This is a genomic window from Phycisphaerales bacterium (genome assembly GCA_040217175.1).
Taxonomy (GTDB): domain Bacteria; phylum Planctomycetota; class Phycisphaerae; order Phycisphaerales; family UBA1924; genus JAHCJI01.
This window is the reverse complement of the sequence record JAVJNT010000001.1, coordinates 1594048-1605548: the sequence shown is the minus strand read 5'-3', so window position 1 is coordinate 1605548 and position 11501 is coordinate 1594048. Positions and strand designations below refer to the sequence as shown.

Below are 11501 nucleotides of genomic sequence, written 5' to 3'. Positions count from 1 at the left end.
GGCCGATCGGGCCCAACCAAGCCCATCCCGCCCCGCCGAGCGTTGCCCTCTGGGCCGCTCGGCGGTTTTTCTTTGCCGTGAGGTTTGGTTAGCGCGCGGGCGAGTACGGCACGCGGTGCACGCCCGGCGCGAGATCCTCGAGCACGGTCGTCGAGCCGCGCTCGTCGGGCCAGGTGATCTCGATCCGGCTCGCTCCCTCGGGCCCGGTCGGCACGTGGATCGCCAGCGTGCCTTGCTTGCCCTGGTGCCCCCCGGCGCCGACGACTTGGGCGACGATCGTCCGCGGCCGTCCGTCGATGATCGTGATCGCTCGCACCACGGCCCCGAGCGCGTCGCGGTTCACGCCCTCGCCGCCATCGAGCCGCAGCACCACCGCCGTCCGCCCGAGCGTGTCCGCTGCACGGTTCTCGAAGAGCCGCACCCGCGGCGTTCGACCGGCACGCAGGGCCGCATTCAGCCGGTTGAAGCCCTGGCCTACGGCGATGTCCAGGTCGCCGTCGCCGTCGAAGTCCAGCAGTGCCGGCTGCCCGGCACCGATGTGGTCGATGCCGACCCAACTCGTGATATCGACGAGCGAGCCATCTTCCTGCTGCCGCCAGATGCGCAAACGCTGGTTATCCGGGTAATCGCTCGAGCACACGAGCACGTCGAGGCGACCATCGAGATCGAAGTCGGCGAGCTCGCCGTAGATGTCGCCCTGGTTCCAACTGCGGATGCTCGGATCGGTCGGCGCACGATCGAGCGACTTGGCGTCGTCGGTCACGAAGAGCGGCCCCGCGATGCCATCGCGGCGCAGCAGCACCCGCGACGGATCGCTGCTCTCGCCCGCCCAGCCGTGCGTGATCTCGGTCAGGAGCACGTCGAAGGCGCCGTCGCCATCGACATCGCCGATCGCCGCGTCGAACGTGTTGCCGTTCGCACGAAATGGCAACTCGTCGGGGCGGTCGAACCGAGGGTCGGTCTTGGCCCGCTCCTTGAGCCAGTCCGGATGCCGGCCGTGTCGGATTGTGTCGCCGTCGAGCTTCGTCTGAGGTGCCAGGTCCTTCCACGCACCGTCATCGCCTCGCGCCCACAGCCGGTTCCAGCGCCGCCCGTAGTTGAGTTCAACTACCTGGGGCCAGTTGCCCGGCGCACCGTCGCCCAGCACGTGGGCGACGAGTACGCCGTAGGTCGGACGGCCGCCCCCGTCCGCCTGCGAGTCAAACGCCACGCCGTCCACCGGCAGGGCCATGCGCGCGAACGACCCGTTTTCTTGTTGCAGCAGCACGTCGTTCGCAAAGCCCTCAAGGCCCGCGCCATACTTGGTGTACCACTGGCCCAGCACGAGGTCGAGCCGGCCGTCGAGGTCGACGTCGCCCACGGCCACCGACGCCGTCGTGCCCGCAGTCGCCGCCTCGATCTCGGTGAACGCCCCGCGCGGCGAGCCGAAGGTCCCATCGCCGTTGCCCCGCAGCCACGCGAGCTTCTGGGGCGTGCCCGCCTTGGGCGGTTGGTAGGAGTCGTTGTCGACGTCCAGCGAGCGGGCCACGATGGCGTCGCTCCGCCCGTCGTTGTCGAGATCGGCGAACACCACGACGTCGCCGCGGCGGTGCTCGGGCAGTCCGGCGCGATCCACCTCGACGAACGTCCGCGCGCCGTCCTCGGTCGCACGATTCATGAACACGCGCGTGCGGCCGATGATCAGGTCATCGAATCCATCGCCGTCTAAGTCGGCCGCGCACACGTGGGCGGCGCTGATTGGCGATCCCTCGTCTTCAAGGCCGACCCGCGCCGTCGCGTCAACGAATCGAAGCTGCGCATGCGCCATGGCACTGGCAACCGAAACGGCCAGACCAGCCGCAAGTCGTACCCGCACGCCATCGAGATCGTGTCGCATGCGGCATGGTACCGCGTCGGATCATCGATCGGGCGCGTTGATCCAGCCGTAGTCCTGGCCCCGGTCGGAGATCTTCCACCAATCTGCCTTGCCGTTGTTCACCCGGGCATAGATGCAGTTGGCCGTAAAGTCGTCGCGCTCCTCGACGCGTTCGCCGCGCGGCCCTTTCTCGAACTTGGCGATCTCGACCACGCCGTCCGAGTACAGCACGTGTCCGCCCTTGTCGTGTCGGTCGGTGATCTGATCCAGATTGCCCCAGTAGCCCTCGGTGAACTGCTGGTTGTAGAACCAAACGCTCTCTTCGATGTACACCGGCACGGCCCGCATCGCGGTCAGCCTTGCCTCGCCCGAAGCCGACGTCATGCGGATCGGCTTGCTCGTCCGCACGTCGGTCAGCCGCGCGACCTGCACCTCCTGGCCCAATCGATAGCCCTGGACCTCGTCGAACATGGTGTAGTCGAAGTTGAGATCGGTGAACGAGCCGTACAGCGTGCCGCTGGAGCGTCCGTCGCCCGACCGGCGCTTATTCTTTGGGCAGCCGCAGATCTCGTGGGCATCGTCCACGTAGTCGAAGATCACGCCCGGATCTGATCGGTCGATCGCGCCCCGATCGTCGCGCCCGAACGCCCAGTCCTCGGCCGGCCAGAGCTGCTCCTTGTAATCGGTGGCGTACACCGTCATGGCGACGCCCATCTGCCGCAGGTTCTGGGCGCAGATCGTCGTGTGGGCAAGATCGCGGGCTCCGGCAAGGCTCGGGATGAGGATGCCGATCAGCACCGCGATGATCGCGATGACCACCAACAGTTCGATCAGCGTGAACGCTCGGCGACGACGGTACTTCTTCGGTGTCACGCCGCCAGTATAACGGCGACGCTGGATTCTCCGAAGCCGATCTGGTCGGCCCTTCGCTCACGATCCGCTCCTTCGGAGCCCGTCCGCGAAATCGCGCGCCGATTCTCGGTCAGTCCGAGTACCCTACAGACGTTGCGGGGCGGTCGCTTCTTGAGAGGAGATTGTCATGATTCGCCCAACCGTGTTCGTCGGATCGCTCGCGCTGGCTGCTGCCATGCCCGTCCACGCACAGATCCTCGTCTACGACGAAAACTCACGCAACAGCTACGCCCTGGCCGCGGCCGAGGTCGTTCGCCCCGGCGAGGTCGTCCGTGCGACGGCCACCGATTTCGGCGTTCTGCTCGACAGCCAGGACTGGGAACTCGTGGTCATGGACTTTCCGAGCACCAGGCCCGACTCGGGCGCCGGCGTCCTCGTCGACTACGTCAACGACGGCGGCCTGGTCATCCTGTCGACGTGGTTCTCGATCTACACCGGCACGCCCGGGCTGTTCGAGGCGTTCGGGGCCACCGGCGGCGTCAGCATCTCGCTGGGTTCGAACTTCGTCGACACCACCGGCACCCCCGCGGCCGACAGCGTGTTCGATGGCGTGACCATGCCGTGGTTCGACTGGCTCACCGCCTGGGCCAGCGACGGCGTGGCGTTCGACATCCTGCCAGAGACCGAGGCATTGGCAACGGTGAGCGATGCGACCGGCCCGGTCAAGATCCTCGCCAACGAGGGTCGCACCATCGCAACGTTCCTCATGGACGTGTGGGACGGCAGCACCGAGGCCGAGGCCGTGTGGGCCAACATGATGAACCTCGTGCTCGAAGGGGCTCCGGGCTGCCGGGTCGATCTCGACATGGACGGCAGCCTCACCATCTTCGACTTCCTCGCCTTCCAGAACCTCTTCGACGACGGCGATCTGCTGGCCGACTTCGACGGCGACGGCAGCCTGACCATCTTCGACTTCCTGGCTTTCCAGAACGAGTTCGACATCGGCTGCGAGTAATCGGCCCCGGCCTTCGCCCGAGAACCTACACGGCTATGCCCAGGCGGCGCCACCCTCGCACGTGGCCCGTCTGGGCGACCGAGTTGTGGCATGCCTGCGCGTTCCAATCGAAGCTGAACGCGAAGGAGCCGCCATGCTTTCCAGCACCGCCCTCGCAACGAGCCGGGCGAGACGTGCGTTCACGCTCGTCGAGATCCTCATCGTCGTCGTCATCCTCGGCATCCTCGCGGCCATCGTCATGCCGCAAGCCGCGAACGCGATGGGCAATACGCGCCAGACGGCCTTCGTGCGCGAGATCCAGCTCTTCACCGATGCCGCCGTCATCCATCGTTCGCAGACCGGTACCTGGATCGGCGATGGCAGCTCGGGCGTCATTCCTGACGGCTTCGAGGACTTCATTGATCCCGAGTCCTACGAGAACGGCACGCCCATCGATGGCGTGTGGGATACCGAGACCCGGCCCGACTACGACCTCACGCTCGGCATCGGCGTCCACTTCAACGACGCCGACGGCCAGAAGGACGCCGCCTACATGACCCAAGTCGATGCCATCTTCGACGACGGCGATCTCGCAACCGGCGGCTTCCAGCAGCTCGCCGGCGACCGCTTCTACTTCATCGTTGAGTACTAATGCACGGGGACGACCGACCGACGGTGTCCGTCGGCCGGCCGCCCCGCTCTCCCTCGGATCGCGAATGCGGCCGCCACGCGGCCGGAGCAGCCGCGGGGCGTCATGTCCTCCTCGCACGAGAGCGGAAACCGCTCCCGTCGCTCACGCGACATCGACAGAAAAAGTTTGGATTCCGAGGCCGGTTCTTACAGGCCCCGACCAGGCGCTCACCAGACGGTGACGGCGTCCTTCTGGAACGGGTAGATCGACCCCAAGCCCAGGATGCCCGTCAGCTCGTCCAACGCCCAGCGGCACTCTTCGAGCAGCCTCGGATCGGCAAGATCTGCAGGCGCCAGCGTCTCGCGATAGTGCCGCTCGATCCAGCCCTCGAGCTTGGCGGCCAGTTCGTCGGTCAGCAGCACGCCCCGCCGCATCGCCGCGACGTCGGCGGGCCCGAGGACGACGCGAAGGCGCAGGCACGCCGGTCCGCCGCCGTTCTGCATGCTCTGGCGAACGTCGACGTAGTGGACCGCCCCGATGGGGTTCGACCCATCGGCGACGATCCGATCGATGGCGGCGACGACGCGAGGCTCGTCCTGGCAGTCGGTGGGCGCGATGATCGCCATCGAACCGTCCGGTAGCGTCACGAGCTGGCTGTTGAACAAGTACCGCTTTACGGCCAGCTCGATCGGTACCTCGTCGGCGCCCACCTCAACGAACACCGGCTCGAAGCCCAGCCCCGCGCACGCCCGACGGATGCCGTCATAGGTTCCCTGCGTATCGGCGAACGCCAGCTCATGGGCCAGCAGCACCGGCCCATTGCCCACCGCGATCACGTCGTTGTGGAAGACCCCTGCGTCGATCGCCTGCGGGTGCTGTTGCGCAAAGACCACGCGGTCGCCGTCCAGCCCGTGCAGCCGGGCGATGGCCTGGCACGCCTCGAGCGTCTGCCGGGCGGGAAACTTCTGGGGCAGCCCGTCGGCCGCCTCGCCCCCGCCCCGCCTGCCATACACGAAGAGCTCTACGCCCGCATCGCCGTGCGTGCGCGCCAGCCTCGTGTGGTTGGCGGCGCCCTCGTCGGCGAAGTCCGGCGTGTGCGGCAGCGCGTCGTGCACCGCGAACCGACCCTCGTCCTCGAAGATCTTGCGCAGGGTTCGGGTCGTCTGCGGCCCCTCGATAGCGCGGTGGGCGTTGGTCACCAGGTTGGCCGTCGTCAGGTGCACGCGGCCATCGGCCGTGTCCGGAGCGGGCGAGACCGTCGCGGCGTTGGCCGCCCACATGCTGCTCGAACTGCTCGCCGATGCCAGCAGCCGCGGGGCCTCGCGCGCGGCTCGCGTGATGATCGCGGCGTTGTCTTCGCCGGCCACGCCCAGGGTCTGCAGGAAGCCCACGTCGGGGCGGACCTGCGGCGGCAGCACGCCCTGGGTCAGGCCAAGCGACCGCAGCGTCCGCATCTTCTCGAGTCCCTGCAGGGCGGCACGCTTGGGGTGGGCGACCAGCCCGGCGTGCTCCGTGCTCAGCAGGTTGCCGTGGGCGAGCCCGGCGTAGTTGTGCGTCGGCCCGACGAGGCTGTCGAAGTTGGCTTCTACCGTGCCGGCGCTTGTATCTGGGAGCGTGCTAGCCATCGGCGATTGTTGGGGGTCAACACCGGCATCGCTTGGCCCGCGGGCGGCTTTGACCTATCCTCAGCCTCGTCCACGGCGGCCCCATCGTCTAGTGGTTTAGGACACCGCCCTTTCACGGCGGCGACCCGGGTTCGAATCCCGGTGGGGTCATTCCCTATTTCTTCATGCCGCAATCGACCCTCCTGACGGCCACCTCCGGGTTGCCGTCAGAATGAGGCGCGATTCACTACGTCGTCACCACAGGTTCAGCGGCGCACGAGAAGCTATTGCGTGAACCGTCGCCTCGTGCGTCGGGCCTGTGTGGGGCTCGGCACGGGCGAAGTGCACCAGCACGACCAAGGAGTGCCACACCATGAAGTTTCAGAACACCAAGAACAACAAGCAACACCACGCCGTCCTCGCCATCGCCGCCGCAGCTGGCATGGCCCTCTCGGCGACCACCCTGACCGCCGCGACGAACCAGGACGCGCGCAACCGCGGCTACCAGCAAAGCCAGGAGCGTCAGCAGGAGGGCACACTCGTCTTCCAGTCGGCCGACAAGATCCTGGGCGAGCCGCTCACCAACCGCATGGGCGACGAGCTCGGCACCGTCGATGACATGATCGTCGACCGCGGCACCGGACGCATCGAGGCCATCGTGATCCGCGAGGGCGGGTTCCTGGGCTTCGGCGGTACGCACGTGTCGATTCCCTTCGAGGCGTTCTTCGTGGACGCGCGCGCCATGACCCTTTCGCTCAACGCGGGCCAGGACATGCTCGAGGGCGAGGACAAGGTCCTGCCCAAGGGCTGGCATCGCCTGAACGACGGCTGGGAGCGTGACCTCGCCTCGTTGGCCGAGTCGCAGGAGGTCCTGCGCCAGAAGCTGCCCGCCGCAGACAAGGACGCCGAGATCAAGACCATGTCGGGCACGATAACAGAGGTCGAGCGCGTCGATCTGGGCGAGGGCCGCCACTGGATGCAGGTCCGCATCGGGTCGGAATCGGGCAACGCCAACAACCGCGGCGAGCGCACCGAGTCCAAGGACAAGGGTGATTGGGTCGTGCTCGGCCCGGCGTGGTTCTCGACCGGCGGCGAGACGGCACCGGTACGCGGCCAACGCGTCGAGGTCGAGGCCTTCAAGGGCTACGACGGCAAGATGTTCGCCAAGACCGCGACCTTCGACGGCGACCAAGTCCGCTATCGCACCGACGACCTGGCGCCCTCGTGGACCGACCGCCGGATGCGCTCCGACAGCGAGCGGAACTCTGGCCCGATGGTGCTGCTGACCAACGTCCTCGACGAGAACGTCATCTGGAGCCGCAGCGACGAAGAGGTCGGCGAGATCTCCGACGCGTACCTCGAACTCTCCACCGGTCACGTGGCGGTGCTGGCCGTCGACATCAACGGCGAGTGGTGGGGCCAGGAAGTGGGCCTTCGCGGCATTCCGTTCGACATCGCCCGCATCGGTGCCGACGCGGTGACGCTCGACGCTTCCAAGGGCATGCTGGGCGGCGCCGAGGTGCTCCCCGAGGATCCGGCCGAACTCCGCGACCGATCGAACCGCGAGCGGATGTTCGTCGTCTTTGAGGTCGAGACGCCCGTCTACGAGGCTCGCCGCTGATCCGACAGAGACCGCAAACCTTGTCGTTTGCGCGACTTGGAGGGGTCCGGGCCCGAGAACGGGGGCTGCGGGCCCCTTTCCTCTTGCTTTGCGGAGAGAAGCGGGGGCGGCCGACGATACAATGGTGTCGCGGGCGGGATGGCCGTCGCCCGCGGAGGAAACCAGGGCGACCATGAGCGATTGGATCGACGCCGAGGCCCATGTCGAGCGGGCCCACGATCTATACGAAGCCGGCCGATGGGCCGAAGCCGCCGCCGCGCTCCGCGAGGCCATCGCCCTTAATCCATACCAGCCCGACTGGCTCTTCAACCTGGGCGTCGCCCTCGAGGCCGACGGCCGCTACGAAGAGGCCGCCTCGGCCTTTGGCGAGAGCTATCAGCTCCGCTCGGGGGACTTCAACGCCGCCATGGCCGCCGGTGTCAACCTCGTGCGCGCCGGCAAGGTCCGACAGGCGCTCGGCTGGTTCGACAAGGCCGAGACCGCCGAGCCCGGCGAGACGTATCCCGCCATCGCCCGCATCGAGGCCCACGCCGAACTCGGCGACCACGACGAGGCCGAACTCGCCTTCTACATGCTCCAGCAGCGCAAGCCCGAGTGCGCCGAGGCCTACTCCGCCATCGCCGCCAGCCTGCTCGCGCGCGGGCTGCACGACCGCGCCGTCTGGTGCCTGCGTGAGGCTGCCCGCCTCGACGCCGACCTCCCCGGCGTGCAGGCCAAGCTGGCCGAGGCGTACTGGCAGACCGGCCGCCACGAGCGCGCCCGCCAGCTCTTCCTCATCGAACTCCGCGAAGATCCCGGCGACGTCGGCGTGCTCATGAACCTCGGACGCCTGCTCGTCGAGATGCGCCGCTTGGACGAGGCCCGCGAGAAGTTCGGCCGCGTGCTCGAGCTCGAGCCCGACCACGCCGAAGCGCACGCGGAGCTGGGCTTCCTGCACGAGAAGCGCGGCGAACCCGCCAAGGCCGTCGTCCACCTCGACGTCGCGCGACGGCTCGAGCCCGACAACGGCCGCGTGACACGCCGGCTCTCGCGACTGCTCCTGGCCTCGCCCAAGGCCGAAGACCGCCAGCGCACTATCGAGCTGCTCGAAGCCGAGGTCGAACGGCTCCGCCGCGCCGCCGAGGGGCAGGACGACGACGAGCGATCGGCAGACGGCGCGGCGCTCGCCGAGCTCGGCGAACTCCTCATCGACGCCGGCGCGCAGGCCCAGGCCATCCGCGTGCTCAGCCGCGCCGTTCGCATGCGTCCGCACGACGCCCGCCTGTGGCACTGGCTCGGCTTGGCCCACTTCCACGCGGGCGACCGTGCGTCGGGCATCGAAGCAACGCGTGAGGCCGTCCGGCTCGATCCGCGCTTCGTGCCGGCGATGCACAATATCGCGCTGGCACTCCTCCGCGAGGGCCAGTGGTCGCGGGCGCGCTACTGGATCAAGCAGGGCCTGTCCATCGAGCCCGAGGACGCGTCGCTGCGGCGCCTTGACGTCCAGCTCAGGCTGCACCGCCTGGGCTGGAGCCTGCACTGGCTCGCCTCGGTCTGGCTGCTCCGCCGCCGGCCGGCCGTCCGTCCCTGACTAGCTCGACGCCGCGATCGGCGCGATCTGGGCAACACCCGCGAGCGTGCGCTCCACGTCCGCGGCCGTCGTGAACGGCCCGAAGCTGATGCGCACGGTGCCTCCCAGCGGCGTGGTGCCCATCGACTCGTGGGCCCCCGGCGCGCAGTGCAGTCCGGCCCGCGTGAGCAGCCCGTGATCACGCTCGAGCAAGCCCGCTGCCTCTTGCGGATCGATGCCGTCGAACACCAGGCCGAAGACCGCAGCCCGCTGAGTGGCGTTTCGAGGCCCGACCAGTCGCACGCCCGGGACCTCGTCGAGGCCGGCCACGAATCGCTCGATGAGCGCAACCTCGTGCGCGCGGAGTGCGTCGATGCCGCGATCGAGCACGTATCGCACGCCGGGGATCAGCCCCGCGATACCCACCGTGTTGTGCGAGCCAGACTCGTAACGATCGGGGAGTTCGGTCGGCTGGGTGTCCTCTTCGCTGCGAGAGCCCGTGCCTCCCTCACGCATCGTGTCGAGGCGTTCTTCCATGCCCGGGCCGACGTACAGCCCGCCGGTACCGAGCGGCCCGAGCAGGCCCTTGTGCCCGGGAAAGGCCAAAAAATCGATCGCGTCGCGCTCGACGTCGACCGGCAGGTGCCCCACGCTCTGGGCCGCGTCGACCAGGAATGGCACGCCCCGCTTCCTGCACTGGGCACCGATCTCGCTGACGGGCTGGATGGCGCCCGTCGCGTTGCTCGCATGGACAACGGCTACCAGCGCCGTCTCGCTCGTGATCGCCTCCGCGACGTCGGTCGGATCCACGATGCCCAATTCGTCGACGGGCACGCGCGTCCAGCGGAACAGGCCCGGCAGCATCGCACGGAGCGCGTTGAGCGGCCGCAGCACCGAGTTGTGGTCCATCGCCGTCGTGACGACGTGGATGCGCGCGTCCGGGTCGGTGCGAAGCCTGTTGAACACCAGCCCCTTGATGGCCATGTTGAGCGCATCGCTGGTGTTGAGCGTGAAGACCACGCGATCCGGGTCTGTGGCGTTGATCAGGCGGGCGATCAGCCGGCGGCACTCGCCCAGCACGCCAGAGCCCTGCCGCGCTTCCTGATAGCCACCCCGTCCGGGCGAAGCCCCGATCTCGTTGCCGTAGTGGGCGATGGCCTCGTAGACGCCCGGGGCCTTGGGAAAGCTCGTGGCTGCGTTGTCGAGGTAGAGACGTTCACGGATCTTCTCGGGCATCGAATGAGTCTATGACCGACGTCGCGACTGGTCGGCACGAGCCACACTGTTCGGGATTCTCGCGTACCATCCGCCCGCGAAAAACCGGGGTTTTCTGGGCCCCGACGGCCCTTGGCGTGAGAGGGGCCGACGCGTGAGCACGTCATCGCAGGTGTTGCAGGGTCGCGTCATGCAATACGCGCCCTTCGTCGCGTGGGCGGCGTGGTTCCTCGTGGCGTGGACCACGGCCGTGGTCTGCCTCGGGCTTGGACCGACGGTCGCGCGAGAGTGGCCGATCGCCGTCGCCATGGCGCTCGGAAGCTACGTGGCCGGCAGCACGCCCATGGGCGGGGGCACCGTGGGCTTTCCCATCCTCGTTCTGCTCTTCGGCGAGCCGGTGGGCCTTGGCCGGAACTTCAGCTTCCTCATCCAGAGCGTGGGGATGAGCTCGGCGACGATCCTGATCCTCTGCGGACGGCTGCCGCTTGCCGTGCGTCCGCTCCTCTGGTCGATGGCGGTCGCGGCCGTCGTCCTGCCGATCGCTTCGAGGACGATCGTGCCCGTGCTGCCCGACGCGGTGGTCAAGCTCGTCTTCGCGGTGATCTGGGCGGGCTTTGGCATCATGACCCTGGTGAAGCTCAAGCAGATCCTGACGCCGCACCCCAGGATCGCCCGATCGGCCGGCTTCGATGCGGGCGCGGGCATCGCGGCGGGGCTCGTCGGTGGGCTCGCGGCCTCGGCGACCGGGGTGGGCATCGACATGGTGCTCTACTGCATCCTGGTGCTGCTCTACCGCGCTGATCTCAGGACGGCCGTCGCCACGAGCGTCGTGGTCATGGCCTTCACGTCACTGGTGGGGGCCCTCAACGCCGCGACGCTGGGGCAGATCGATGTCCCGGTGCTGAGCAAGTGGGTGGCCGCCGCACCGATCGTGCTGCTCGGGGCGCCGCTGGGCGTCCTCATGATGCGGCTCATTCCTCGCGGCGTCACGCTCGTCACCGTCTCCTTGCTCTGTCTTGCCCAGTATGTCTGGGCTCTCACCAACGTTGGCCTCACCTGGGCCACGCTCGGTGGCTCGTTGCTCGCGGTGCTCCTGCTCAACGCCTGCTTCCACTTCATGTACCGATTCGCCGAGCCGCCCGATACGCTCTCGAAAGCCCCGTCGCCCCGAACAGAGTAA

The 11501-nt window shown here is 68.1% G+C and carries 9 protein-coding genes and 1 tRNA gene; 6 read left to right on the top strand and 4 right to left on the bottom strand.

Annotated features, from left to right (window positions below; translation table 11 throughout):
• Nucleotides 1-88: 88 nt before the first annotated feature.
• Together RIA68_06935 and RIA68_06930 are read right to left on the bottom strand one after the other, a co-directional pair.
• Complete coding sequence (locus tag RIA68_06935; protein ID MEQ8317174.1) at nucleotides 89-1876, bottom strand: CRTAC1 family protein; 1788 nt, start codon at nucleotides 1874-1876, stop codon at nucleotides 89-91.
• Nucleotides 1877-1897: 21 nt separating this feature from the next.
• Complete coding sequence (locus tag RIA68_06930) at nucleotides 1898-2728, bottom strand: type II secretion system protein (GenBank protein MEQ8317173.1); 831 nt, start codon at nucleotides 2726-2728, stop codon at nucleotides 1898-1900.
• A 166-nt stretch (nucleotides 2729-2894) separates the two neighbouring features.
• On the opposite strand from RIA68_06930, the gene RIA68_06925 reads away from it, so the two are divergent.
• Nucleotides 2895-3722 (top strand): GC-type dockerin domain-anchored protein, encoded by an 828-nt coding sequence (locus RIA68_06925; protein MEQ8317172.1) that lies wholly within the window; start codon nucleotides 2895-2897, stop codon nucleotides 3720-3722.
• 133 nt (nucleotides 3723-3855) lie between these two features.
• Nucleotides 3856-4353 (top strand): type II secretion system protein, encoded by a 498-nt coding sequence (locus RIA68_06920; protein MEQ8317171.1) that lies wholly within the window; start codon nucleotides 3856-3858, stop codon nucleotides 4351-4353.
• A 206-nt stretch (nucleotides 4354-4559) separates the two neighbouring features.
• Here RIA68_06920 and astB read toward each other — a convergent pair whose 3' ends face one another.
• Nucleotides 4560-5957 (bottom strand): N-succinylarginine dihydrolase, encoded by a 1398-nt coding sequence (gene astB, locus RIA68_06915; GenBank protein MEQ8317170.1) that lies wholly within the window; start codon nucleotides 5955-5957, stop codon nucleotides 4560-4562.
• A 77-nt stretch (nucleotides 5958-6034) separates the two neighbouring features.
• Between astB and RIA68_06910 the strand changes: the two genes are divergently transcribed.
• From RIA68_06910 to RIA68_06900, 3 genes are all read left to right on the top strand, one after another.
• Nucleotides 6035-6107, top strand: a tRNA-Glu gene (locus tag RIA68_06910).
• Nucleotides 6108-6309: 202 nt separating this feature from the next.
• Nucleotides 6310-7557 carry a PRC-barrel domain-containing protein gene (locus RIA68_06905; GenBank protein MEQ8317169.1) on the top strand — a complete coding sequence of 416 codons (1248 nt, stop codon included), beginning with the start codon at nucleotides 6310-6312 and terminating at the stop codon, nucleotides 7555-7557.
• A 172-nt stretch (nucleotides 7558-7729) separates the two neighbouring features.
• On the top strand, nucleotides 7730-9127 hold the full coding sequence (locus RIA68_06900; protein MEQ8317168.1) for a tetratricopeptide repeat protein: 1398 nt from the start codon (nucleotides 7730-7732) through the stop codon (nucleotides 9125-9127).
• Here the strand turns inward: RIA68_06900 and RIA68_06895 are convergent, their stop codons facing one another.
• Entirely contained in the window at nucleotides 9128-10342 is a 1215-nt protein-coding gene (locus RIA68_06895; protein MEQ8317167.1) for an aminotransferase class V-fold PLP-dependent enzyme, read from the bottom strand.
• A gap of 133 nt (nucleotides 10343-10475) precedes the next feature.
• Between RIA68_06895 and RIA68_06890 the strand changes: the two genes are divergently transcribed.
• Nucleotides 10476-11501, top strand: coding sequence for a sulfite exporter TauE/SafE family protein (locus tag RIA68_06890; protein MEQ8317166.1), 1026 nt, complete (start codon nucleotides 10476-10478; stop codon nucleotides 11499-11501).

Excerpts from the sequence above, each read along its gene's own strand:
- RIA68_06935 (MEQ8317174.1), bottom strand. The coding sequence starts at position 1,876 with ATGCGACACGATCTCGATGGCGTGCGGGTACGACTTGCGGCTGGTCTG.
- RIA68_06905 (MEQ8317169.1), top strand. The coding sequence starts at position 6,310 with ATGAAGTTTCAGAACACCAAGAACAACAAGCAACACCACGCCGTCCTC.
- RIA68_06895 (MEQ8317167.1), bottom strand. The coding sequence starts at position 10,342 with ATGCCCGAGAAGATCCGTGAACGTCTCTACCTCGACAACGCAGCCACG.
- RIA68_06900 (MEQ8317168.1), top strand. The coding sequence starts at position 7,730 with ATGAGCGATTGGATCGACGCCGAGGCCCATGTCGAGCGGGCCCACGAT.
- astB (MEQ8317170.1), bottom strand. The coding sequence starts at position 5,957 with ATGGCTAGCACGCTCCCAGATACAAGCGCCGGCACGGTAGAAGCCAAC.
- RIA68_06920 (MEQ8317171.1), top strand. The coding sequence starts at position 3,856 with ATGCTTTCCAGCACCGCCCTCGCAACGAGCCGGGCGAGACGTGCGTTC.
- RIA68_06925 (MEQ8317172.1), top strand. The coding sequence starts at position 2,895 with ATGATTCGCCCAACCGTGTTCGTCGGATCGCTCGCGCTGGCTGCTGCC.